Raw genomic sequence first — 24,367 nt, forward strand, 5'->3', positions numbered from 1 at the left:
CGAGGGCGTATATTAAGGATCTACAGATTTTGTGCAACCCTTTTAACGAAAAAAGACCAATTAATAGCGTTTAATTCGTAAAACTCTAATATTCGATTAATAAACGATCAGCTAGGCAGTAGAAGGTCATTGTTTTGTATATTTATCGAACAAAATTCAGCTTTTTCAGGTTACTAACAAACAAACTCTGTATCCGTCACAGGAATCGAATGCGATACAACCATGACCTGCTGATTTATATCAACCTTATAAGCCAACACTTCAACACCTTTCGCTAGAACCTCTTTAAAAGCATCCGCGTATTTCTTATCAATATGCCCAGCAGGAGAAACAGAATTAATCCCCGTGTGACTAACGCAAAAAAACATTACCGCTCTATGACCTTCCGCAACCATATCTGCTAACTCATAAAGATGCTTACGGCCACGCTCTGTCACCGCATCAGGAAAATAGCCATTACCATCTTCTTCTAACAAGGTGACATTTTTCACTTCCACATAACACTTGCGGCCATCTTCATGAGTAAGCAACCAATCTATTCGGCTATTCTGGCCATACTTTACTTCCGCTTTCTGCGCCGCATAGCCGTTCAATTCAGAAATAACGCCATTCGCGATTGCCTCACCCACCAACTTGTTTGGATAACCCGTGTTAATACAGGCTAGATGCTCGCCATCTATTTCAACTAACTCCCAAGTATAACCAAGCTTACGCTTTGGATTATCACTTTTAGATAACCACACACGAGCATAATCTTGCTGGCAACGCTTCATTGACCCGGTATTAGGGCAATGCGCGACAACCACATCACCATTAGATAACTGGATATCAGATAAAAAACGCTTATAACGCTTAATCAATCGACCTTCAATTAATGAAACTGGAAAGTCCACCTCACTTCTCCTATGTACTTCTCATGCAATAAATACAAAAACGGCCCTCTTTAACTATAAAGAGAGCCGCTTATCTCTGAGCTCAAATCAAACAATTAACGAGAAGGAATTATTCCCACTCAATCGTTGCTGGCGGCTTAGATGAAACATCATAAGCAACACGAGATATATGCTCAATCTCATTGATGATACGACCAGATACCGTTTCCAATAAATCATATGGAAGATGCGCCCAGCGAGCTGTCATAAAGTCGATGGTTTCAACCGCACGAAGCGCGACAACGTATTCATAACGACGACCATCACCCACCACACCGACAGACTTAACTGGCAAGAAGACAACAAACGCTTGGCTTGTTTTTTCATACCAACCAAAACGGTGCAATTCTTCAAGGAAGATAGCATCGGCACGACGAAGAATATCAGCGTATTCTTTTTTCACTTCACCCAGAATACGAACACCTAAACCTGGACCAGGGAATGGATGGCGGTAAACCATGCTATGAGGCAAACCGAGTGCCACACCTAATTTACGCACCTCATCTTTAAACAATTCACGAAGTGGCTCAACCAACTCCATCTTCATGTCATCTGGTAAACCACCTACGTTATGGTGGGATTTGATAACATGTGCTTTGCCTGTTTTAGATGCTGCAGATTCGATAACATCTGGATAAATCGTACCTTGCGCAAGAAATTCAATGTTATCCAGTTTTGAAGACTCTTCGTCGAAGATCTCAATAAAACTGTTACCGATGATTTTGCGTTTTTTCTCTGGATCGGCTTCGCCTTTCAATCGACCGAGGAAAAGATCTTCAGCATCAACGCGGATTACTTTCACACCCATGTTATCTGCGAACATTTTCATTACTTGATCACCTTCGTGTAAACGAAGCAAACCATTATCAACGAAAACACACGTCAGCTGGTCACCGATCGCTTTATGCAACAAAGCCGCTACAACAGAAGAATCAACACCACCAGACAGAGCTAATAGAACTTGTTTATTTCCCACTTGCTCACGCATTCTTTCAATTGCGTCTGTTGCAATGTTTGCTGGTGTCCACAAAGTGTCACAACCACAAATATCAATAATAAAGCGAGAAAGGATTGCACCACCTTGTAGGGTATGTGTCACTTCAGGGTGAAACTGAACACCGTAGAATTTTTTATCTTCGTTTGCCATTGCCGCAATAGCACAACTATCAGTCGACGCCATTAATGTGAAGTCAGATGGCATTTCTACCACTTTATCACCATGACTCATCCAAACATCTAATAACGCAGATTCATCAGCTGCAACATGATCTTGAATTCCATCAAACAGCGCAGGACCTTCATGCTTACGAATTTGCGCATAGCCAAATTCACGAACACTAGAACCTTCAACTTTTCCACCAAGCTGCTCGGCCATGGTCTGCATTCCGTAGCAGATACCGAAAACTGGCACACCTAAAGTAAACACTGCTTCCGGAGCACGAGGAGAACCCGGCTCAGGAACAGACTCAGGACCACCAGCTAAGATGATACCTTTAGGAGCAAAATCAATAACCTCTTGGTCTTCCATGTCAAAAGCACGGACTTCACAGTAAACACCAATTTCACGAACGCGGCGTGCAATCAGTTGAGTGTACTGAGAACCAAAATCAAGAATAAGAATTTTATGAGCGTGGATATCTTGCGACATTGTTAGCTATTCCTTTCACCCTACCGAAAATAAGTTTTCTGTGTAGAAGTAATTAATAAGTAGTAAGAGCAGTAAATAAAGATGGGGCGTATTGTATACGCCCCATCTAAGTGTCAATTTATCAAGCGATTAGCCCGCGTGATAATTTGGCGCCTCTTTCGTAATCGTCACATCATGAACATGACTTTCACGCATACCAGCACCCGTAATCTGAGAAAACTGAGTTTTTGTACGCATGGTTTCAATATCTGCTGAACCGGTATAACCCATAGAAGAGCGAACGCCACCCATCAACTGATGAACAACCGCTGCCATTGGGCCTTTAGAAGGAACACGACCCTCAATACCTTCAGGAACAAGCTTTTCAACACTGCTTGAATCTTGGAAGTAACGATCGCTTGAACCTTGAGACTGAGACATAGCTCCCAAAGATCCCATTCCGCGATACGCCTTAAAAGAACGACCTTGGAACAAAACAACTTCACCAGGCGCTTCATCCGTACCAGCAAGCAAACCACCAACCATGATAACGCTTGCACCTGCTGCAATCGCTTTACCGATATCACCAGAAAAACGCACACCACCATCCGCAATAACAGGAATACCACGAGAATTCATTGCTTCAGCAACATTCGCCACCGCACTGATTTGAGGGACACCCACACCAGCGACAATACGAGTGGTACAAATCGAACCTGGGCCGATACCCACTTTCACGCCATCCGCACCCGCATCAGCAAGGGCAATTGCCGCATCAGCTGTCGCGATATTACCGCCAATAACTTGAATATGAGGAAAGTTTTCTTTTACCCAACGAACGCGATCGATAACACCTTTTGAGTGACCGTGCGCTGTATCAACAACAATTACATCAACGCCAGCATCAGAAAGCGCTTTTACTCGATCGCCAGTGTCCGCACCAGTACCAACAGCGGCACCAACACGCAAACGACCTTGGTCGTCTTTACATGCATTTGGAAATGTTGTCGCTTTATTAAAATCGGTTACTGTTACCATACCGCGTAATTCAAACTGCTCATTCACGATCAACACTTTTTCAATGCGATTTTCATGAAGCAACTTACGGATGGAACCAGAAGACGCACCTTCAAGAGCCGTCACTAGACGATCTTTCGGCGTCATAATATCAGACACTTTTTTATCGAAGTCTTTTACAAAGCGAACATCACGACTTGTCACGATACCAACAAGGTCTGCACCTTGAACAACAGGCACACTTGAAATACTGTTTGCAGCAGTTAAAGCCATAAGCTCGCTAACGGTTGCATCAGGGTCAATAGTAACAAGATCACGAACAATGCCGCTTTCATATTTTTTAACACGACGAACTTCAAGCGCTTGCTCTTCAATGGTCAAGTTTTTGTGCACAATGCCTATGCCGCCTTCTTGAGCCAAAGCAATCGCCATGCGATGTTCAGTCACTGTGTCCATCGCTGAAGACGTAAGTGGGATATTCAACTCAATGTCTTTAGTGATCTTGGTTTTAAGGCTAACATCCTTAGGAAGAACTTCGGAATAGCCGGGGATGAGCAATACGTCATCAAACGTTAGAGCTTCTTGCACGATACGTAACATAAGGGGAGTTTCCAATGCCAACAAGGGTGTTAAGATGGCAAGTAATTCTACTCCTATAGTTGCATTCGGTAAATCAAAACCACGAGAGATTGATGAATAATTTTACAACTTCTGCCCCACAAGAAACTGCATTTAGCGTCTCGCAGCTAAATAAGCAGATACAACAGCTACTTGAAGCCAGTTTGCCGTGGATTTTAGTCGAAGGTGAAATATCAAATTTGGCCAAACCAGGTTCTGGACATTGGTATTTTTCCCTGAAAGATGACAAGGCACAGATTCGTTGCGCCATGTTCAAAAGCAAGAACAACGCCGTACGCTTTCGCCCAAAAGATGGTGACAAAGTTCGATTACGCGCAAGAGTCACCTTTTACGGCCCTCGTGGTGACTGCCAACTCAGTGTTGAAAGCATGGAATCTGCCGGTGAAGGCGCACTTCAACAGGCTTTTGAGCGTTTAAAAAACAGTTTGCAACTTGAAGGCTTGTTTGATGCCTCGCACAAAAAACCACTTCCGACAAAACCAGAACGTGTTGCTATTATTACGTCTCCTGTCGGTGCTGCTGTGCGAGATATGATCATCGCCTTTCGTCGTCGCTTCCCCTTAACGGAGCTCACCATTTTACCTTCGCTAGTACAAGGCAAAGACGCGGCGAAAAATATATTAAGACAACTACAACGAGCAGATGACAGTGGCCATTTCGACGCCATCGTTCTTGGTCGTGGTGGTGGTTCACTGGAAGACTTATGGAGTTTCAACGACGAAGCTTTAGCCAGAGCCGTATTTCATGCTAAAACACCGATTGTTTCAGCGGTGGGTCATGAAACTGACTTCACCATTACAGACTTTGTCGCAGACGTTCGCGCCGCTACACCGACCGCAGCCGCAGAATTGCTTAGCCCAGATCTCAACCAACTGATTCGACAAATTGAACAACAGGAAAAACAGCTGGTTCGACGCATGTCTCGTATTCTCGAACAAAGCCAGCAGCAACTCGACTTTACGACCAAACGCATTCGCCACCCTAAAGAACGCATTGACCAACAACAAAGTCAGCTGAATCAATTAATGCATCGTTTACAACAAAACATTCAACGCAAAGTATCAGAACAGCGAATTAAAACTAACAACCTTGCTCATCGACTTGAAGGAAACAGCCCTGCTCGTCGCATTCATCAAGAAAGGCAAATGCTCAACAATATAGACACGCGACTTGCTCACGCCCTACGCAACAATTTAACCAGCAAACAAACCGCTTTTGCTCGCATCATCGACAAGCTAAATCTTGTCAGCCCACTCAATACTTTGTCTCGAGGTTACGCTATTGCATCGAAAGACGAACAAGTGATTCGTTCTATTAATGATGTAGAGAAAGGCGATGCCATTAAAGTCAGAGTTCAGGATGGTGAAGTCAGCTGTACTGTTAAAACAACTAAAGCGATTAGCTAGATTTTCTTGGAGTAGTTTTCAGGACTAGTCAAAATAATAAACACACTTGCTCCACGCGCAAGCGCGAACAGTCGCTTCACTGTGTTTATTATTTTTATCCATAGTTATTAAAAGGAAGCAATAACATGTTTACGAAAGACGCTATAAATTGGTCTAGCCGTGTAACGATAGATGATGAATCCTTTCCAGAAGACACACTCGGTCGGGTGAAGTACGCGCAGTTCTTAACCCAATTTTTAATTGATCAAGGTTGTGACGTTTCTACAGAAAAGAAACACAATTATGTGCTCAACCTCAATTCGGAATGGGGTTCAGGAAAAACTTACTTTCTTAAGCGTTGGTCGGAAGACTTAAAGCCTCACTTCCCTGTGGTGTACATCGATGCATGGAAACAAGATTATTCCGATGATCCATTGATGACGGTTATTTCTTCTGTGATCAAGCGGCTGAGAGAACAAGCTGGTATGAAAGAAGACGCTGCTGGTTTTAAAGTCTCAAATAAAATAATTGGTTTATTAAAGGCAGCCGCTCCTGGATTCGCAAGAAGTGTTGCTAAGCGCTACTTTGACATTGATCCAGTTGCCATAATGCGATCTGAATAAGGTGAATCTATCGAAACCAAAGGGTCTGATGGAGAACCTGTTATAGACTCAAACGGTAAACCCATTGATATGAGCCTTATCGCGTCGGATATGGTTAAACACCTTATTAATGAGCATGACGCAAAGTCCAATGCGATTAAAGGATTAAAAGAAAATATAGAACAATGGATAGAAACCGTTATTGCTCATAAAAAGCTACAGTTTCCCGCTTTTATCTTCATTGATGAGTTAGATCGCTGTCGCCCAAGTTACGCAGTAGAAATGCTGGAAACCATCAAACATATTTTCGACGTTAAAGGCATTGTCTTTGTTGTCGCAACAGATACAGAACAACTACAAAACGCGGTAAAAGCTATTTATGGTGAAGGTTTTGATGCTCGACTTTATCTTGGTCGCTTCTTTAACAGCCGCTTCAGTTTAAAAGCGCCAGATTTAAAAAGCTTCTTAGAGGTTCATGTTGATCACACGAAATTATCGGGTGATTTTTTAGAAGAAAGAGGCATAAAAATTCTGCCACCCAATTCAGATGGCAAGGTCACTTTACGAAATATTGCCGTCATTTTAGATGCATTCGAAATGCCTCCAAGAACCGCCATCCAAATTGCAGATCGAGTCATCGCCACACTATCCAATATGCCAAAAGACTCTAAAATTGATATTTTGATGCTCACAACATTGCTTTGCATAAACGAGCAAGATGATGAACTATTTAGAAACATTATTTCAGGAGACTTTAAATATAAAGATGGGACAGTCAAAGATATCGATTTAAGGAAATTCTTCGAAAATAGATTTAAAGACAACAACGAAACATTAGAAATAACCATAAACATAGAAGATTACATTTCGATTTTTGAAAGCGATTATGAACGAGTAAAACGAAAAAACCTTAAAACACCTTAAAACACCTTAAAACACCTTAAAACACCTTATAAATTTAATCTCAAAGACTACTTTAAGACTCCCGTTCTGAATAATTTAGGATTTCAAAACAATAACTTAACTGGACTTCTGGGTAGTATGTCTGGACAACCTAAGTTATCACCAATTCAAACTATAAGTGACAAAATAATACACAATAATTTTGCACAAGATCCAGCTGAAGGAGTCTCATATGGTCTTTTATGGTGTAAAGCTGAATATCACCGAGGTGACTTTTCCAAAGTAACAAAAGAGAAATACAAGGATTATGTCGAACTTGCTTCTGCTTTAGATTGGATCGATGGCGATGCAAGTTCCGATGACGCTTAATTAAGCGTCATTCCTCACAACCCATATCGCTCTATTTTCTTAATCAGTCCTTGTCGTGAAATGCCAAGCTGTTTTGCGGCTTGGGTTCGGTTGCTTTGGCTCTTGTCTAAGGCGTGGTGAATCAGGCGGATTTCTAATTCTCGAACCTGTTGATCTAAAGTGGCTTCACTCATAGATGAATCAGAGATAAGTTGCGTATTGCTTATGCGATCAACACTAGGATAAAGAAGCTGAATATCTTCCATGCTAATGCGCCCCTGCGGGCAGATGGATGCCACGCTTTCCAAAGCATTTTTTAACTCTCGTACATTTCCGGGCCAAGTTTGGTCTCGAAACCATTGCAACGCCTCTGAGCTAAGTTGTAAGTTTTTGGATTGCTGAGATTGCAGACGATGCAGAAAAGCTTGCAGCAATACAGGGACGTCTTCTAGTCGCTCGGACAGAGACTGAGTTTCAATGTTCACGCCTTTGATTCGATAGTATAAATCTTCTCGAAAACTACCCTCTTGAACCTTGCCAAGTAAATCCGCGTTGGTAGCAGACACGACACGTATGTCTATATGCTTTTGCTCTCGACCTCCAACAGGGAAAAACGTCCCTTCTTGCAACACTCGTAACAGTTTCACTTGCATCGCCAGTGGCATTTCGCCGATTTCATCTAAAAATAATGTGCCCCCATCCGCTAAACTGAGTAAGCCCACTTTGTCTTTTTCTGCGCCTGTAAACGCGCCTTTTACGTAACCGAATAATTCACTTTCCAATAAATCTGCTGGAATCGCACCGCAGTGCACAGAAACAAACGGCTTCGTCGCTCGATGACTGAGATCATGCAAGGTTCGCGAAATAACTTCTTTGCCTGTTCCCGATGGCCCAGTCACTAAGACACGAACATTCGTTGGTGCGATGCGCTCAATTAATGCTCGAATTTTATGAGAGCTGGCCGAATGACCAATATAAGACGCCGCACCTTGAGCTTGTTGCGTCGATTTTTTAAGCTGGTTTAACTCTCGCTCCAAGGTGGTTTTGGTGATAGCTCGACGAACTACAACTGCCAACATGCCAGGATCAATGGGCTTGGCGATAAAATCCCAAGCGCCTAATTCAACCGCTTTAAGTGCTAAGTCTCGATCTGCATGACCCGTAATAATGATCACCGGTCGCCCTTCAAAGTCTGACATAGAGTCCAATGTTACTTGAGGGTCAAAGTGCGGCGGCATGGATAAATCGAGCAACACCAAATCCGCATCAAAATGTGCAATGGTTTCACGAGCCTCTTCTAAGCTACTCGCGGTTTTGACGTGATAATTTTGATTTGCTAACCAACGGCTTGCGAGCTCTCTAAACGCGGGTTCATCATCGACCAGTAGAATTTTATTTTGCATCATGTTCTTCCTTTCGTTGAGGCAAGACTATTTCGAAAGTGACAGGCCAATTCGTATCAGAACGATGGCGAATTCGGCCACCATGGGCATCAACAATGCGTCGCACAATCGCTAAACCTAAGCCACTACCACCAGCACGCTTGGTAATGAAAGGTTGAAACAAGGTATCTTCTTGTAAACTGGGTTCAATTTCTGGGCCGTTATTATGAACCTGAATAATAACTTGGTTCTTTTCAACACTGGCGTCGATACTTAATTTAGCGTCTTTTTGATTTCGCAGGAACGCCACAGCATTGTCAATCAAGTTAATAAAAACTTGCTGAAGCCGTTGAGGATCAACATCTAGTTCTAAAGATTTATCAATTAACACTTCGTATTTAATCGCTCCAAGCTGCGCTTGTGCCAAGACATTCATCACCAAGGCGTGCAATGGCGTTCTGCTAATCTGTAAACTTAGCCCACCAGAATACACCAACATATCACTCACTAATCGATCGGCTCTTTGTAACTGAGTTTGAATATGCTGACGCGTTTCTGGCGGCGCATCATAAGCAGCCATTGCAATAATATTTAATGGATTACGCAGCTCATGAGCCATCGCGGCAGACAAACCACCCAGCTCAACAAGATGCTGCTCATCTAAACGTTTTCGCTCAGCTGCAGCCAAAGCCAAAGAGCGATCAAGCAAGCCGCAGCTAGTAGAAAATAATGAAGCAAAAACATCAGCAGTTAATCGCATTCCTGGGCTGGCATCTTCCCAACCGACCAATGAAAAATGCCAAGCTGATTCAGTTCGAAATACTCGTAAAGACAGTTCATTTTTATTGTTGCCACTTTTCTTTTCTTCTTGATCATTTTCTAAAGTTATTTTTATATTTTGCCTTACCTGTGAAGTAAGTAAGCGTTCACCTATAGAAATGAGTTGTGGCCAATCTTGAGCCTCTTTCAATTGACTCGACCATGTTTCCAAGACGGTTTCATTAAGTACTGCACCGGGGTAAATCACTCGTGAAATAAGCCTGTTTAATGGCTGATAAATTAACGCAGACATCATCAACATCAATAAGGAATACAACCACAGCTGCCAACTAGGAACGCTAGCCAATGCCTGTAAGCCGACCCGTCCAGAAACCACACTGATCACAGCAATTAAGCAGAGAATTACCAACATCATGGCAACCCAAAGTAAAGCGCGATTGGCAAAGGCATTTACCGAGAGGATTTGATAACGCACCACACCGTAAACGAGAAGCAGTAAATAGGTTGGCAATAGCAACATGGGATAGGGAAACCAACTAATGCCAAAGGAAGGGAATACAAAACTAGTCGCCAATAAAAGCCCCCATGCGCCAACGCCAAACATCGCTAAAATAGAGCGTTTTCTATTACCTGTATGACGATACCAACCGAACAACAAAACGCCGTGTGCCAATATGCCTATTAAGACGGTATAAGCTAGATTCCATGTCCCTGCTTCGGTAAAAATAAAGAAAAGTCGCGTATCTAATGTGCTAATCGCATCACCCGCTCCCATCCACCAGCTTTGCAAAACCACCACACTACTGGTGGTATAAAACCAAGGCACAGCTTGATGAAGCCGATCTAGCATCTCTTCTTTAGCAGGGCCAGAATTCACGAAACAAATAGCGAAGTGCAGGAAAAAAGTCGGCATTAAAGGATTAGCCAAAATAATATAAATGCCCACTCGCTCATAACCCTGAAACAAGGCAACATGACCAAAACACCAAATAGCCATCATAATGGCAAAACCTGCCAACGCCTGAAGATCGCCTTGTTTTCCTGCCCGCCATAACAACCAAGCCGCAACCAAGACGCCACAAACACTGGACACCAACATGGCTATTTCAAACATCAATGAAATTGTCACTACTGTAAACCTCGTTTACACCAAAAAGTATTCAAATCGTAAACCTCTTTTACGCATCGCGCAAAATTAAAAAATTTCCTTTTTAAATCAGTAGGATAAAAACACCTAAAACTTGGCCTATCACTTGCTAATTCACTTAGTAATATTTGATCTATATCAATTTTTTCCATGTTACTGGAGTACACATTATGAATACTGGTTTTTTTATGACAGAAGTCATCGCCCTTTTTAGCATTATGGGATTGGCATTATTACCGTTGGCTTTTCAGCAAATACGAACAACCCTCAAGATTAAAAACAACGATTAATAAACGACATTTTTTAAAACTCTTTTCTTAACTATTTATTTTCAGGTAGGACCATGGAACTCGACGTTGCAATTTTGTCTCGTATTCAATTCGCTTTTACGGTGAGTTTTCACATCATTTTTCCCAGTATCACGATTGGTCTGGCGACCTTAATTGCGATTTGGGAGGGTATGTGGCTAAAAACACACAACCCCTATTATCTTCAACTCGCTAAATTTTGGATCAAGCCGTTCGCCATTACCTTTGGTATGGGTGTGGTATCTGGCATTGTTTTATCTTATGAATTTGGGACTAATTTTTCTAAATTTTCAGAAATGACCGGTGCCATATTAGGGCCATTAATGGCATATGAAGTGCTGACTGCTTTTTTTATGGAAGCAGGTTTTTTAGGTGTCATGCTATTTGGCTGGCAGCGCGTTGGTAGAAAACTGCATTTCTTCGCAACACTCGTAGTCATGACAGGTACTTGGATTTCGGCATTTTGGATTATCGTGGCGAATTCTTGGATGCAAACACCAGCAGGTTACAAAATAATCAATGGTAAGTTTGAAGTAGAAAGCTGGATGGCGATAATTTTCAATCCATCTATGCCTTATCGATTTACTCATATGGTTGTGGCGTCTTTTATTACAGCGACCTTTGTTGTCGCAGGGATTAGTGCATATTACCTACTGAAAAAACAACACATACCTTTTGCAAAAAAAGGCCTATCTATGTGTATGTGGTTTGCCTTGGTATTAACACCACTACAGGCGTGGATTGGTGATATGCACGGTTTAAACGTACAACAACATCAACCAACCAAACTTGCAGCAATGGAAGGCATTTGGCCGGCAGAAGAAGCCAATGTGCCTTTGTTATTGTTCGCAATGCCAAACATGAACACCGAATCCAATGATTACGAAGTTGGCATACCTAACCTTGGCAGTATGATTTTGACGCACTCTTGGGATGGCGCAGTTCAGGGATTAAAAGCTGTTCCACCCGAAGATAGACCTAATGTACCTTTAGTTTTTTGGTCTTTTCGTGTGATGGTTGGCATTGGTTTTGGGATGATGGGCATCTCTGTTTTGGCGCTGTTATTACGTCGCAAAGACCGTTTATTCGAAAACAAACCTTTCCTCGCTTTAGTGACTTTCTTTACACCGATGGGCGTCATTGCAGTATTAGCTGGTTGGTACGTTGTTGAAATTGGTCGTCAACCTTGGATTGTTTATAACTTAGTGCGTACGTCAGAGATAGTTTCCCCATTACCACCAGAACGGGTGTTATTTACCTTAATCATGTTTGTCATTATTTACACCCTGCTACTCGGTGTTTACATCTATTTTATGCGTAAGCTGATCAAGAAGGGCCCACCATCCATGGAAACACTAGAACAGCAGTTAATCGGTATGAAAGCACCGGGTTATGCACTGGCTTGGGTAAAAACCTTACAAAACAAAGAACAGGGAGATAAATAATGGACTTAGCTTTTTTCTACTTCCTCGTATTAGGGTTCGCTATTTTTATGTATGTCTTACTGGACGGTTTCGATTTAGGCATTGGAATTCTCTATCCTTGGTTTAATCAAGACGGCGAGCGCGATCATTTAATGCGCTCTATATCACACGTTTGGGACGGTAACGAAACTTGGTTGGTGTTTGGTGGTGTGATTCTGTTTGCAGCCTTCCCTGCCGCCTATGCAGATATTCTATCCATCTTTTATTTGCCGATTATGTTGATGTTGTTCGCATTGATTTTTCGGGGTGTGGCATTTGAGTATCGCTTCAAATCTGATCGGTCCCGCCCTTATTGGGATTTGGCGTTCAGTGCAGGTTCAGCGATTGCTGCATTTTGCCAAGGTATGCTGCTAGGATCTTTGATTCAAGGCGTTCCTGCGGTTACTGGTAACCTAGAAACAAGCAGCTTATCCAGCTTGCATTGGCTAACGCCTTTCTCGGTCTTAACAGGATTTTCTGTGATGGCAGGCTATTCACTCTTGGCGGCTTGTTATTTGTTTATGAAAAGTCGCGGTCGAATTCAGCAGCATGCCGCCACTCTAGGCAAACGCCTTTTGATCCTAACAATCTTAGCAATGGCCATTGTTAGTCTATGGACTGTCATCAATGAAGTAGAGATTCGCGAGCGCTGGTTTAGCGATTATAACTTTATATTACTATCGCCTTTACCCTTACTGACTCTCGTCGCTGCTAGGTTGGCATGGAAAGACTTACATGCACATGGAAACAGTGGCGGCTCAAATGAAAGTCGTCCTTTCTGGGCCGTCGCTACATTATTTTTACTGGGTTTTGCGGGATTAGTTGTTGGCTTGTTTCCTTATCTGGTTCCAAGACAGCTGACTTTTATGGAAGCAGCGTCACCAGATTCTAGTTTGTTATTTTTACTGCCTGGCGTGTGTATTTTCGTCCCTTTAATTTGCGCCTATACCTTTTGGGGATATCGTGTTTTTGCAGGGAAAGTAGAAGATTATCAGGAGGGTTATTAATGGCTAAACGACTGAAAGATAAGCTCGCCGAACTTAAATCCTGGCAATGGTTTTTATTGCTTTATGGAGCAGGTTTCATCGCCGTACTTTCTACATCTTATGGGATTAAATTACTCATGACAGGACTACCTTAGCCCAAGCCTAAGGTAGTTGGTCTCGTAATTTATAATAAAGCATCCCAGCGACTAACCCCGGCCAACGTAACAAAGTACCACCGGGGAAGTTGGCACTAGGTATGCTGGAAAAAACATCAAACCTTTCTGCTGTCCCACTGACTGCCTCGGCAATAAGCTTGCCTCCGAGAGTAGAAAGAGCAACACCATGGCCAGAATAACCTTGAGCAATAAAAACATTCTTCTCTTGGTGGGCAAAATAAGGCATGCGGTTAAGAGTAATTGCCAATGTTCCACCCCAACTGTAGTCTATTTTTGTACTTTCAAGCTCGGGATAAACGGCTAACATATGCCTCTTAACGAAAGATCCAATGTCTTTTGGAAAACGTGATCGGTAGTTTTCTCCACCGCCCCATAACATGCGTTTATCAGCAGATAAGCGAAAGTAGTTCACTACAAATTTCGAATCAGCAACAGCGACATCAAGAGGATTTATTTTATTATAAATAGCTTCAGATAAAGGTTCTGTTGCTAATATGAAATTATTAATTGGCATGATTTTCTTAGCCGCATCAGGACTCAACTTTCCTAAATAGCCATTGCAAGCAAACACAATAAATTTAGCACGAACCGTGCCTTTGGCTGTGGTAACACTTGGTGCATTGCCCGCTTGATAATCAATTACTCGCGTATTCTCGCAAATATTAACACCATACGATTGAGCGGCTTTGGCCAGACCTAATGCATAATTTAACGGATGAAGGTGACCTCCTTCGGTATAATATTCTGCACCGTGGTAACTTTTAGTCCCTAATTTGTCTTCTACAGATTGAGCATCAAGAAACTGAACCGATTCATAGCCAAGCACCGAGTTTGTATATTCAACAGTTTCTTGTGCATGTTTGACATGTGATGCTTTAGACGTCACATGTAACAAGCCCATTTTCAAATCACAGTCTATTTGATGTTCTTTAACGAGAGATTGAACTAACTCTACAGATTCAACAGACATCTCCCAAAGGGCATCAGCATTTGTTTTACCCGCTTTACGGCATAGGCTTTCATGGTCAATATTGTGACCTTGGCACAGTTGTCCGCCATTACGTCCAGAAGCACCTGAAGCCACTTTATGAGCTTCTAACAAGGTCACTTTATAACCTTTTTTGGCAAGATGGAGTGCTGAAGATAGACCTGTAAAGCCTCCGCCTATAATACAAACGTCAGTTTCATGATCTTCCATAGGTGGAGAAAAATGCAGCGTTTCATTCGCGCTCTGAGCATAATACGACGCTTCAAAACCTTCGTTATTCATTTTTACTCCCTGGAAAAAACACAGTTTTATTGGATAAAATTCATTTAAAATTAGAGCTATTTAATTAAACTAAATTCGACAAAAAAAAGAGCTACCCCCTAGGGGGTATGGGTCATTACCTAAAAGAATGCTACTAATAATAGGACTTAAATATAATGGAAGGTGAACCATGGGCGTGCTAGAAGATTTTCTGAAAAAACACTCAATAACAGAAATCGAATCTACATTAGCAGATATGACAGGCAACGCTCGAGGTAAGTTCTACCCAACGCGTAAGTTTTTAGCAGAAAACGGCGGGCGTATACCTGAAACATTATTGGTACAAAGTGTCACCGGGGATTACGCTTACAATCACTACGATATAATTGATGCTCGTGACAGGGATATGATCCTAGTTCCAGATACCAACACCTTACGAATTGTACCTTGGGCCGACGAGCCAACAGCTCAACTAATTAATGATTGTTACGACTCTGAAGGCAACTTACACCCTTTATCAAGCCGAACTATTTTACGACGTGTTTTAGCCTTGTATGAAGCGGATGGCTTACGTCCTGTTATTGCCCCAGAAGCTGAGTTCTATTTATTACAGCAAAACGATGACCCAGATTACGAACTAAAACCAGCTAAAGGTCGCTCAGGTCGACGAGAAACTGCACGTCGCTCTTACAGTATTGATGCCGTAAATGAATTTAATCCAGTTATTGATACACTTTATGCTTACTGTGAAGCTCAAGATTTAGATGTAGATACTTTGATTCATGAATCTGGTGCGGCTCAAATGGAAATCAATTTCCTACATGGCGATGCCCTAGATTTAGCGGACCAAGTTTTTGTATTTAAACGAACATTACGTGAAACTGCTTTGAAACATAATATTTGCGCTACATTTATGGCAAAACCTATGCAAAATGAGCCAGGTAGTGCGATGCATATTCATCAAAGTATTATTGATATTAAAACAGGAAAAAATATCTTTACGAAAGATGGTGAATTCAGTGATGCGTTTTACCATTACATGGGCGGCCTGCAGAAGTACACACCAAATGCGATCAGTTTTTTTGCACCTAATGTAAATTCTTATCGTCGCTTCGCTCCTGAAATAGCGGCCCCAATGAATATGAAATGGGGAATAGATAATCGTACTACTGGTTTACGGGTTCCAAATTCTACGCCAGAAGCCACTCGAATAGAGAACCGTTTCCCAGGGGCTGATTGCAATCCATACTTAGCAATCGCTGCTAGCTTGGCATGTGGCTATCTAGGAATGAAAGAAAAGCTTCGCCCAACAGAACCTACTTCAGGCGCTGCGGCAATGGAAAATGACAGCGTAGAATTGTCTCGAACACTTGAAGAAGCACTAAGATTATTAGAAGACTGCCCAGAGCTTTGCGAGATCATGGGACAAAGCTTTGTAGATGCCTATATCGGCGTGAAAAAATCAGAGTTTGAAACATTCAACAAAGTAATCAGCTCTTGGGAACGAGAGCATCTTTTGTTGAATGTATAAAACTCATTAAGCTATTCGTAAACCTCATTATAAAAGGCCGCTATTGCGGTCTTTTTTTATCTGTATCTTTTATTATTGCCCTACCTGTACATAGGCAAGCTTTTATAAACACCGTAAAGTATCAGGCTACCATAATGATTGATTCATAAAGGCTTCTCATGACCCCAAAAGATATGTTACTCGGCCTAGCGATTATTTTTGCATGGGGGCTTAATTTTATAGCCATTCGCTGGGGGTTAGATGAAATGACACCTATGATGTTAGGTGGTTTCCGATTTCTTATTATTGCGGTGATTGGCTCTTTCTTTTTTTCTCGACCAAAAACACCTTGGCTCTGGATAGCAGGCTATGCGCTATCCCTTAATTTTGGACAATTTGCTTTTCTATTCTCCGCTATGCATTTTGGTATGCCTGCGGGGCTCGCTTCTTTGGTGTTACAGTCTCAGGCTATTTTTACGCTTTTATTCGCCGTTCTATTCTTAAAGGAATACGTTCGACCTTATCAACTGATCGCGATTAGTATTGCGGCAGGTGGCCTGGCTGTTATTGGCTTAAACGGTGGTAACACGACTATGACGGTACTCGGTTTTGCACTCACACTAGCTGGTGCTTCAAGCTGGGCCTTGGGTAATATTTTCACCAAAACCATCAGCAAAAAAGGCTATGATGCGAACGTAAACCTTATCATTTGGTCTTGTTGGATTCCGCCAGTGCCTTTCTTTCTAAGCGCCTACTTCATAGATGGCAGCGATGTTATGTGGCAGAACATCACCAGTATCAATTGGAAAACTGCGGCAACCTTAGCCTACTTGTCTATTGTCGCAACAGTTTGTGGTTATGGCTTATGGAACTATTTATTATCCCGCTATCCTGCAGGTACTGTGGCGCCACTGGCACTCGGCGTACCTGTTGTGGGGCTCACTTCAGCAGCATTGATATTAAACGAACAAATTAGTCACATTCAGTGGATAGGAATTTTATTGGTGTTAGCTGGCTTAGTACTGAATACACTAGGTGGACGCTGGTTAACTAAAAAAAGCCAAACCAGCGCTACTTAATTTAACGCCTATTTGGGTTTATCATTCTGAGAATCTATTTTATCTGACAAACGAGCCACCTGAGCTTGCAGGTCAGAAATCTGAGCAACCAAAGCATGATGATGGTTATCTTGATTTTCTTGCTCTTTCTCGGCAGTTTCCCTTGTCATAACGTCCAATACAACACCGACCATCATATTTAAGAAAACAAAGGCCGTTAAGAAAATAAATATGATGTAGAAGATCCAACTCATTGGATAAACTTCCATCGTTTCGTACATTACATCAGTCCAATCTTCGAACGTCGCAACACGGAACAAGGTCAACATAGAAATAGCAATGTCACCCCATAGCGTTTCATTCACTTCATTGAAGAATATCGAACCAACCGCAGCAAAAAGATAAAAAATAATAAACATGAGCAAAGCGATGTAGCCCATTTTGGGAATGGCTTTGAGCAATGCATTAATCAGGTAACGTAAATCTGGAATAACAGACACTAAGCGCAGAACACGAAAGACACGTAATAATCGCGCCACGAGAATCATGTCAGTATCCGATATCGGAATCAAACTACCGATCACGATAACACTATCAAACAGGTTCCAAGGATCTTTCAAAAATCTACGTTTATCGTCACAAGCTATAAAACGCAGAGAGAGTTCGACCAGAAAAAAGACAGTAATAAAGTTATCTAAATAGTTAATACCAAGTTCAACACCATATGGTAAAGAGTAGGTTTTTGCGCCTACTGTTAATGCGGCCACAATAATAATACTAATTATAAAACCCTGAAACCAAACGCTACTCTCAATACGTTTCATAGTACCAAGCAAACCACCTGAACGACTCTTTCCCATTATTTTTTGCACCTAATATTTAAATCACTGGAATACAGATGACGCCATATTATGTTGATAGCATCAGGATTAAAAGCAGAAGATATCTGAGAAGCAAAACTGAGTAATTAGGTTCGCTTAACTCTTACAACTTTCATGATTTCGACTGAGATTCCTGCGACAGTTTCTTGAGAAGGGTAATAAGTAAGATTAACGCGAGAACCTAATAGAGTGCGATACTTTCCTTGACGCTTGAATCGGAAAGGTACGTCGTAGCCTTCAATCATAAGAGTATGTAGGATCCAATCTTCTTGAGGTCGCTGCACATGAGATTTTACTTTCATGGCCTCTGAATGAATTAACTCTCTATTATTTTTTAATAAGGCATCTGGATCTGATTGCATAAGAATCTCCTTCATTAGATGGAAGCTTCTTAGTATGCCATAACAAAATGAGATCTTAAAAAATTGATCGTTTTTTGTTCAAAACTATAGAGGAGTGATCTCTTCCTTTTCTTCCGTTTTAAACTGGCTCATGGCCTGAGCTGCTTTCTTATCAGAAAAACGCACAACCGCTTTTTGTAATATCAGATTATTCGGATACGTTACTATGTCATTAGATAAGCGCTGAATAATCACATGAAAAGTCGATATTTCTATGATCTGCCCCAAAACCTCATCATCTTTATCTACGACCTTAACCCAATCTCCGACTCGATAAGGAAAACTAAAGAAGATAATCAGACTTGCGGTGATATTGCTTAAAATAGACCATTGAGCAAATAAAGCAACTCCGACAACTGCAAATACAGACGAGAAAAAAATAGCTAATTGCCCATAACCAATACCCAAAACCAAACAAACTAATAAGACAAAAAGCGCAGTAAAACCCAGATTTAACATTTTAGAAACGTACGTAATTCGTACTTCATTAACTGATTTTTTCTGACCGAGTAATGCAATGCTAGATTTTAAAAAGCGAGTTGCTACAACATACACAACAGCCAATAAAACGATTAAGCCTATTTTCAGTATCATATTTTTTCTAACCTCAATTTATAAAACGTAGAACAATACGCAAGGTATAATAATTAAACTCATCAGATTCCCAATCATGACAATAGAAGCCACTTTATGAGGCTCTTGGTCATACATTTCAGCTATCATGTAATTCAGTACTGCAGGAGGTAAACAAGCGAACAGCAATAGATAGGCAAAATATTCTGATGACATCCCTACAAAATATTGCCAAATCACTGCAATAATAACACTTGCTAGTGGGCCTATGATGCTACTAATGACACCCAATTTCCATTGACTAAAGTCCATACTTGTCATACGAACACCTAATGCAAAAAGCATTAATGGAATGGCTATCTGGCCTAACATATCAACAGGGATTTTAAGAGCAGGAACAAGAGTCCAGCTTTGTAACGACCAAATCAAACCAATTATGGTGGCAATAATCATTGGGTTTTTTAAAATAGAAAGCGGATTCGCCTTTTCATTCACCATATACATCCCAACCGTGAAATGTAACAAGGCACCCGTTAAGAATAATACAATTCCAACCGGTAAAGCCGCATCACCAAACGCTAAAACAATAAGAGGCACACCTAAGTTAGCACTGTTGCTAAACATCATTGGCGGTAGGAAGGTTTTAGGAGCAATTTTCAACACCTTACACAAAGGCCAAACAAGCAAACCAGAACCAAGAACAACAACACTTGCCGCTAATATCAAGTCTACATATTGAGCGATATGGAAATCTTTCGCCGACATGACTGAAAATATTAACGCAGGAGAAAAGACATTAACATTTAAACGATTCGCCACCCCCATGTCGGTAGGCCTAGCCCGTGCATAGAAAAACGCCACAAGGACGATGCAAGCTAAAGGGGATATGACATTAAATATTTGAGAGACAATTGCAGAAGTGTCCATGAAAGTCCTTTATTTACAGCAAGATTTAGCTTACTCCTAACACTCATTAACACCAATAGTGTGCTTAGAAAATAGAATATTGTTTTTCTTATAATTAGCATAATAGAACCTACAGTGACACGAAAAACGCTATCATAGACGAAGTACAACAACGAGCTCTGTTATGTCTATCGAACTACCAATTTATAAATTGATTCCTGAGTTGAAAGAACAACTTCAACAGCATCATGAGGCTATTTTAGAAGCCGCACCTGGTGCTGGTAAAACCACTGTGGTTCCTATTGCCCTAATGGATGAATCTTGGTTAAAAGGCCGAAAAATCATCATGTTGGAACCAAGGCGGTTAGCAGCCAAAACGTCAGCAAAACGCCTTGCAGATACATTAAAAGAACCTCTTGGTGAACGTGTAGGATATCGAATTCGTCATGAAGGAAAAGAAAGTAGTCGTACCCAAGTTCTAGTCGTTACTGAAGGCGTTTTAACTCGCATGCTGCATGACGACCCTAGTTTAAACGATATTGCACTAGTCATATTCGACGAATTCCATGAGCGAAACCTTCATTCTGATTTGGCTTTTGCGCTATGTTTACAAGCAAGAGATTTGTACCGCGACGACAACCCACTCAAACTATTAGTCATGTCCGCAACACTTGATACAGAGCTACTTCAATCGCGCTTACGTTGTCCTACGCTGACCAGCCAAGGCCGTAGTTTTCCTATTGAAATGCGCTACGCTAATAAATCATTAAAAAATGATGACGTTACTGATGAAGTCGTTCGACTAACACTCCAAGCATTTCATGAAGAATCAGGCAGTTTGTTAGTGTTTCTTCCCGGTCAAAGAGAAATACGTCGTGCAGCCACTCAACTCCAGCAACGTTTAGCCAATGAAACTCACGTGAGTATTCTTCCGCTTTATGGCGAATTAAACCTGAAAGAACAGGAAGCTGTGATCGAACCTGCTGTTCCCCCCATGCGTAAAATTGTACTGGCTACGGCCATAGCTCAAACCAGTTTAACCATCGAAGGGATTCGTGTTGTCATCGATGGAGGTTTAAGCAGAGAAGCACGCTTTGATGCAAATACAGCTACCACTCGACTTCATACTCGACGAGTAACTCAAGCAGAAAGTATTCAACGCATGGGACGGTCAGGTCGAACAGAAGCAGGGATTTGTTATCGTTGGTGGAGTAAAGAACAACAATCTCGACTCGCTGTAGAAGCTCAACCTCAAATAGAGATCAGTGATCTTAGTAGTCTCGTGATGGATTTAGCACAATGGGGAGCGCAAGAGCGTTTGGAATTAGATTGGATAACGCCTCCTCCAAAAAGTCATTGGCAACAAGCGGTTGATTTACTTATTAATCTGGGTGCACTAAAAAAACAAAACTCATTACAATTAACCAGCCAAGGCGAGCAAATGGGCATGCTGGGGATTAAACCTCGCTTAGCTCGTATTTTGATCGAAGGTACACTCAACAACAGCAGTAAAATAGCCAGTGCAATTTGCACTATTCTGTCTGAAGGCGACCCATTCACACAACATAATAGTAACCTTTTAGATCGGCTATCTTGGTTAGAAGGTGAGCTGAATATAAAAAGTAAACGGCCAAAACAAACTTATACAAAAGCTCAGCAGCAATGGGAAAGACGTAGCCAGAAACTAAATTTAGATAAGTTAGACATCAATAAAAACCTTAATTTTTATAAAAAAGATCCAGCACTATTATTAACCCCAGCCTTTACAGATCGAATTGCTCAAAGACTAAATAACGATCAAGACAAAGCTTATTATAAGCTTGCCAATGGTCGAAAAGCCTCTTTGCCAATTCATGACCCTTGTGCACAAAGTGAATGGATCATTGCTTTAGATGTTGGTGGGCATAAAGATTCAAATGAAGATCGAATATTTCTCAGTATTCCTATTAAATTTGAAATGCTCGATGCGCTTTATATCACTCGAGAACACACCGCTTGGTCAAAGAAAGATGGAAGAATAGTGAGTGAATCTCAACGCTGGATTGGCAAGGTTCTGATTGACTCTAAAAGGTTACCCTCCCCTTCAACGGCAGCGATATGCGATGCAGTTTGCCAATATATTAAAGAGGAAGGAATAAACGTATTACCGTGGGATGACACTAGTCTACAAATTCAAGCTCGTATGCAGCTTGCTTTTCAAAATGGAAAAAGTACACCTTGGCCTAATTGTTCTGATGACTCTCTATTGGAAAGATTGGAAGAGTGGCTAACACCCTACTTGAGTAAAGTAACGAATCAACAATCTCTAAATAAATTGCCACTTGCAGACATTCTCTTAAACCAATTAGATTGGCAGCAACAGCAATCACTTAATAAACAAGTTCCTGCTCGAATCACAGTGCCATCAGGCTCTAATCACGTAATTGATTATTGTGAATTAGTACCAACCATGAGAGTGAAGTTACAAGAAATGTTTGGTTGCACCAGTAGCCCAACTGTTTTTGGCCAAAGCATACGTATTGAACTCTTATCTCCTGGACAACGACCTTTGGCCGTCACTCAAGATTTAGATTTTTTTTGGCGTGAGGCTTATCCAGAAGTTCGTAAAGAAATGAGAGGGCGATACCCCAAGCATCCATGGCCAGAAAATCCAATGGAAGCACAAGCAACATCTAAGACAAATAGAGCGTTACGATCGTCCTAATTGCTCTAGCGCTTGCTGAGTCAATTTTCGGCTAAAGGCTGTATTTTTCTTGTGTGTTGGCGACCATCCCATAATGAAACGATGGAAGTCTGCCCATGCCACAGGAAAGAGATCACACCATTCTTGAGAAACCGCATCCGCAACATCTGGTGACTCTCCCATAGACAATATACAGCGGGATAATTCAGAGAAGTAAATTTCAAGAAAGTAATCTAAGTGTCTTTCTAACTCTATTTCTCCAAAGCAACTACCTAAAAAATACGCAAGATCTTGAACACCGACACCTACCCCAACGTATTGAAAATCGACTGCTGCTATTGATCGTAAATCGCTACTAAAACAAAAATTCGCTAGCTTCGCATCACCATGTACCAAAGTTTGATATTTTGCATTCTTTAATTTTCCATCTAACTTGCTTGCGGCATCTTTTAAATCACCACTCTCCATTGTCTTCCATTCATCAGGACGTGTTGCTAAATGCCAATAAGTACCTCTTTTCCACAAACCGTCAGGCCGACTCTCTTGATAATCAGTCTTCATAAAACGTGCATGAAAGTTCGCTAACCAATGTAAAACAACGGCGGCCTCTTCAACCTGAAGCCGAGTACAACGATATGAATAACCATTGAAATCTAAATCCTCTAGTAACAAATAGATCTTAGTCTCACTTTGCCAATGACCAAGTAGCTTAGCGACTCGTTCATCATTTCCACAAGACTCAGCCCAATGTTGATACCAGTTAGATTCAACTTGATAAGAATCTAACTTACGTTGATGCGAGAAGTTCGATTTCCAGCCACGAGGATGATTTTGGATTTGACCTAGTTGAATAGACTTAAGAATCACACTATCAACCATACCTGATATCTCGATAGAGAAACGAACGATTTCCCCGTAGCCACTCCATAGACCTTGAACCACCTCTTCACGTTTTACACATGTAGCATTTAGCGCTCGTTTTATAAATATTTCTGGAGTCATAAAATAGTTCAACTAATAAATAAGACAGAAAGTTTGCAAAGCCTGAATGTAAAAGTAAAGAATAGTTTGGAGATAAGACAATTTTAAACAATAGTGACCAGATTATAATAGCCAAAGTGAAGGGTTTTTCAGCTGCATCCTTGCAACGTTAAATCATCCTGAAAAGCGACAGAGCCTCCATCCTGGAGGCTAAGGTAAATCCATTTACCCTCTGTCTATTATAAGCATTAATCCTACAAAAAATATTATGCAAGTGCGAAATTAAATTCTATATCAATTAAGTTTTCTCTAATTTAAATAGATTTTGAGGATTTTTACTTCTATTAAATTTTATTATTCCAACCCAAAACGAAAAAACCCCGTCCTGCATAGCAGAACGGGGCTTCTCTTAATTCAAGCTTGACGACGA

At 41.3% G+C, this 24,367-nt stretch carries 21 protein-coding genes; 10 read left to right on the forward strand and 11 right to left on the reverse strand.

Features of this window, described 5'->3' with window-relative positions:
• Positions 1-173 precede the first annotated feature (173 nt).
• The 3 genes from sfsA to guaB form a co-directional block, all read right to left on the reverse strand.
• A complete protein-coding gene (gene sfsA / locus IF202_RS17195; protein ID WP_191596146.1) occupies positions 174-893 on the reverse strand; it encodes a DNA/RNA nuclease SfsA in 720 nt (239 codons plus the stop codon).
• A 109-nt stretch (positions 894-1,002) separates the two neighbouring features.
• Positions 1,003-2,580, reverse strand: coding sequence for a glutamine-hydrolyzing GMP synthase (guaA, locus tag IF202_RS17200; protein ID WP_191596147.1), 1,578 nt, complete (start codon positions 2,578-2,580; stop codon positions 1,003-1,005).
• 129 nt (positions 2,581-2,709) lie between these two features.
• A complete protein-coding gene (guaB, locus tag IF202_RS17205) occupies positions 2,710-4,176 on the reverse strand; it encodes an IMP dehydrogenase (protein WP_191596148.1) in 1,467 nt (488 codons plus the stop codon).
• 92 nt (positions 4,177-4,268) lie between these two features.
• On the opposite strand from guaB, the gene xseA reads away from it, so the two are divergent.
• The 4 genes from xseA (at position 4,269) to IF202_RS17370 (ending at position 7,474) form a co-directional block, all read left to right on the forward strand.
• Positions 4,269-5,621, forward strand: coding sequence for an exodeoxyribonuclease VII large subunit (gene xseA, locus IF202_RS17210; protein WP_191596149.1), 1,353 nt, complete (start codon positions 4,269-4,271; stop codon positions 5,619-5,621).
• 125 nt (positions 5,622-5,746) lie between these two features.
• Positions 5,747-6,223, forward strand: a complete 477-nt coding sequence (locus tag IF202_RS17360; protein WP_206705560.1) for a P-loop NTPase fold protein — start codon at positions 5,747-5,749, stop codon at positions 6,221-6,223.
• A gap of 69 nt (positions 6,224-6,292) precedes the next feature.
• Positions 6,293-7,126: a KAP family P-loop NTPase fold protein gene (locus IF202_RS17365; RefSeq protein WP_206705561.1), complete on the forward strand. Its 834-nt coding sequence runs from the start codon at positions 6,293-6,295 to the stop codon at positions 7,124-7,126.
• Positions 7,127-7,243: 117 nt separating this feature from the next.
• Entirely contained in the window at positions 7,244-7,474 is a 231-nt protein-coding gene (locus IF202_RS17370) for a hypothetical protein (RefSeq protein WP_206705562.1), read from the forward strand.
• Positions 7,475-7,488: 14 nt separating this feature from the next.
• On the opposite strand, the gene IF202_RS17220 is transcribed toward IF202_RS17370, so the two are convergent.
• Both IF202_RS17220 and IF202_RS17225 read right to left on the reverse strand, forming a co-directional pair.
• On the reverse strand, positions 7,489-8,859 hold the full coding sequence (locus tag IF202_RS17220) for a sigma-54-dependent transcriptional regulator (protein ID WP_191596150.1): 1,371 nt from the start codon (positions 8,857-8,859) through the stop codon (positions 7,489-7,491).
• On the reverse strand, positions 8,846-10,744 hold the full coding sequence (locus IF202_RS17225) for an ATP-binding protein (RefSeq protein ID WP_328797242.1): 1,899 nt from the start codon (positions 10,742-10,744) through the stop codon (positions 8,846-8,848). The genes IF202_RS17220 and IF202_RS17225 overlap by 14 nt, the downstream gene beginning before the upstream one ends.
• A 361-nt stretch (positions 10,745-11,105) precedes the next feature.
• Between IF202_RS17225 and IF202_RS17230 the strand changes: the two genes are divergently transcribed.
• The 3 genes from IF202_RS17230 to IF202_RS17645 are packed head-to-tail and all read left to right on the forward strand — an operon-like array spanning position 11,106 to position 13,674.
• Positions 11,106-12,515 carry a cytochrome ubiquinol oxidase subunit I gene (locus tag IF202_RS17230; RefSeq protein ID WP_191596151.1) on the forward strand — a complete coding sequence of 470 codons (1,410 nt, stop codon included), beginning with the start codon at positions 11,106-11,108 and terminating at the stop codon, positions 12,513-12,515.
• Positions 12,515-13,540, forward strand: a complete 1,026-nt coding sequence (gene cydB, locus IF202_RS17235; protein WP_191596152.1) for a cytochrome d ubiquinol oxidase subunit II — start codon at positions 12,515-12,517, stop codon at positions 13,538-13,540. The genes IF202_RS17230 and cydB overlap by 1 nt, the downstream gene beginning before the upstream one ends.
• The gene (locus tag IF202_RS17645) at positions 13,540-13,674 is read left to right on the forward strand and encodes a hypothetical protein (protein ID WP_268926187.1); all 135 of its coding nucleotides are present in this window, start codon (positions 13,540-13,542) and stop codon (positions 13,672-13,674) included. Before cydB ends, IF202_RS17645 begins: the two co-directional genes overlap by 1 nt.
• 7 nt (positions 13,675-13,681) lie before the next feature.
• Here IF202_RS17645 and IF202_RS17240 read toward each other — a convergent pair whose 3' ends face one another.
• Complete coding sequence (locus IF202_RS17240) at positions 13,682-14,965, reverse strand: NAD(P)/FAD-dependent oxidoreductase (RefSeq protein ID WP_191596153.1); 1,284 nt, start codon at positions 14,963-14,965, stop codon at positions 13,682-13,684.
• Between the two features lie 169 nt (positions 14,966-15,134).
• Here IF202_RS17240 and IF202_RS17245 point away from each other — a divergent pair, with 169 nt between their 5' ends.
• Both IF202_RS17245 and IF202_RS17250 read left to right on the forward strand, forming a co-directional pair.
• A complete protein-coding gene (locus IF202_RS17245) occupies positions 15,135-16,475 on the forward strand; it encodes a glutamine synthetase family protein (RefSeq protein WP_191596154.1) in 1,341 nt (446 codons plus the stop codon).
• Positions 16,476-16,633: 158 nt separating this feature from the next.
• The gene (locus tag IF202_RS17250; RefSeq protein ID WP_191596155.1) at positions 16,634-17,533 is read left to right on the forward strand and encodes an EamA family transporter; all 900 of its coding nucleotides are present in this window, start codon (positions 16,634-16,636) and stop codon (positions 17,531-17,533) included.
• 8 nt (positions 17,534-17,541) lie between these two features.
• On the opposite strand, the gene IF202_RS17255 is transcribed toward IF202_RS17250, so the two are convergent.
• The 4 genes from IF202_RS17255 to IF202_RS17270 all read right to left on the reverse strand — a co-directional run bounded on the left by IF202_RS17255 (position 17,542) and on the right by IF202_RS17270 (position 20,294).
• Complete coding sequence (locus IF202_RS17255; RefSeq protein ID WP_191596156.1) at positions 17,542-18,372, reverse strand: ion transporter; 831 nt, start codon at positions 18,370-18,372, stop codon at positions 17,542-17,544.
• A gap of 107 nt (positions 18,373-18,479) precedes the next feature.
• Positions 18,480-18,755, reverse strand: a complete 276-nt coding sequence (locus tag IF202_RS17260) for a hypothetical protein (RefSeq protein WP_191596157.1) — start codon at positions 18,753-18,755, stop codon at positions 18,480-18,482.
• Positions 18,756-18,839: 84 nt separating this feature from the next.
• On the reverse strand, positions 18,840-19,388 hold the full coding sequence (locus IF202_RS17265; RefSeq protein WP_191596158.1) for a mechanosensitive ion channel domain-containing protein: 549 nt from the start codon (positions 19,386-19,388) through the stop codon (positions 18,840-18,842).
• An 18-nt stretch (positions 19,389-19,406) separates the two neighbouring features.
• Complete coding sequence (locus IF202_RS17270; RefSeq protein WP_191596159.1) at positions 19,407-20,294, reverse strand: AEC family transporter; 888 nt, start codon at positions 20,292-20,294, stop codon at positions 19,407-19,409.
• A 163-nt stretch (positions 20,295-20,457) separates the two neighbouring features.
• On the opposite strand from IF202_RS17270, the gene hrpB reads away from it, so the two are divergent.
• Positions 20,458-22,977, forward strand: coding sequence for an ATP-dependent helicase HrpB (gene hrpB, locus IF202_RS17275; protein ID WP_191596160.1), 2,520 nt, complete (start codon positions 20,458-20,460; stop codon positions 22,975-22,977).
• Here hrpB and IF202_RS17280 read toward each other — a convergent pair.
• On the reverse strand, positions 22,963-23,958 hold the full coding sequence (locus IF202_RS17280; RefSeq protein ID WP_191596161.1) for a phosphotransferase: 996 nt from the start codon (positions 23,956-23,958) through the stop codon (positions 22,963-22,965). The genes hrpB and IF202_RS17280 overlap by 15 nt on opposite strands.
• Positions 23,959-24,367: the final 409 nt, after the last annotated feature.

This window comes from Marinomonas colpomeniae (genome assembly GCF_014803385.1).
GTDB classification, from domain to species: domain Bacteria; phylum Pseudomonadota; class Gammaproteobacteria; order Pseudomonadales; family Marinomonadaceae; genus Marinomonas; species Marinomonas colpomeniae.

What these genes read in the sequence shown, in the direction of transcription:
- xseA (WP_191596149.1), top strand. Translation starts at nt 4,269, where the DNA reads ATGAATAATTTTACAACTTCTGCCCCACAAGAAACTGCATTTAGCGTC.
- IF202_RS17270 (WP_191596159.1), bottom strand. Translation starts at nt 20,294, where the DNA reads ATGGACACTTCTGCAATTGTCTCTCAAATATTTAATGTCATATCCCCT.
- IF202_RS17645 (WP_268926187.1), top strand. Translation starts at nt 13,540, where the DNA reads ATGGCTAAACGACTGAAAGATAAGCTCGCCGAACTTAAATCCTGGCAA.
- IF202_RS17280 (WP_191596161.1), bottom strand. Translation starts at nt 23,958, where the DNA reads ATGACTCCAGAAATATTTATAAAACGAGCGCTAAATGCTACATGTGTA.
- hrpB (WP_191596160.1), top strand. Translation starts at nt 20,458, where the DNA reads ATGTCTATCGAACTACCAATTTATAAATTGATTCCTGAGTTGAAAGAA.
- IF202_RS17255 (WP_191596156.1), bottom strand. Translation starts at nt 18,372, where the DNA reads ATGGGAAAGAGTCGTTCAGGTGGTTTGCTTGGTACTATGAAACGTATT.
- IF202_RS17220 (WP_191596150.1), bottom strand. Translation starts at nt 8,859, where the DNA reads ATGATGCAAAATAAAATTCTACTGGTCGATGATGAACCCGCGTTTAGA.
- IF202_RS17240 (WP_191596153.1), bottom strand. Translation starts at nt 14,965, where the DNA reads ATGAATAACGAAGGTTTTGAAGCGTCGTATTATGCTCAGAGCGCGAAT.
- IF202_RS17370 (WP_206705562.1), top strand. Translation starts at nt 7,244, where the DNA reads ATGTCTGGACAACCTAAGTTATCACCAATTCAAACTATAAGTGACAAA.
- IF202_RS17360 (WP_206705560.1), top strand. Translation starts at nt 5,747, where the DNA reads ATGTTTACGAAAGACGCTATAAATTGGTCTAGCCGTGTAACGATAGAT.
- cydB (WP_191596152.1), top strand. Translation starts at nt 12,515, where the DNA reads ATGGACTTAGCTTTTTTCTACTTCCTCGTATTAGGGTTCGCTATTTTT.
- IF202_RS17260 (WP_191596157.1), bottom strand. Translation starts at nt 18,755, where the DNA reads ATGCAATCAGATCCAGATGCCTTATTAAAAAATAATAGAGAGTTAATT.
- IF202_RS17250 (WP_191596155.1), top strand. Translation starts at nt 16,634, where the DNA reads ATGACCCCAAAAGATATGTTACTCGGCCTAGCGATTATTTTTGCATGG.
- guaB (WP_191596148.1), bottom strand. Translation starts at nt 4,176, where the DNA reads ATGTTACGTATCGTGCAAGAAGCTCTAACGTTTGATGACGTATTGCTC.
- guaA (WP_191596147.1), bottom strand. Translation starts at nt 2,580, where the DNA reads ATGTCGCAAGATATCCACGCTCATAAAATTCTTATTCTTGATTTTGGT.
- IF202_RS17245 (WP_191596154.1), top strand. Translation starts at nt 15,135, where the DNA reads ATGGGCGTGCTAGAAGATTTTCTGAAAAAACACTCAATAACAGAAATC.
- IF202_RS17265 (WP_191596158.1), bottom strand. Translation starts at nt 19,388, where the DNA reads ATGATACTGAAAATAGGCTTAATCGTTTTATTGGCTGTTGTGTATGTT.
- IF202_RS17365 (WP_206705561.1), top strand. Translation starts at nt 6,293, where the DNA reads ATGAGCCTTATCGCGTCGGATATGGTTAAACACCTTATTAATGAGCAT.
- IF202_RS17230 (WP_191596151.1), top strand. Translation starts at nt 11,106, where the DNA reads ATGGAACTCGACGTTGCAATTTTGTCTCGTATTCAATTCGCTTTTACG.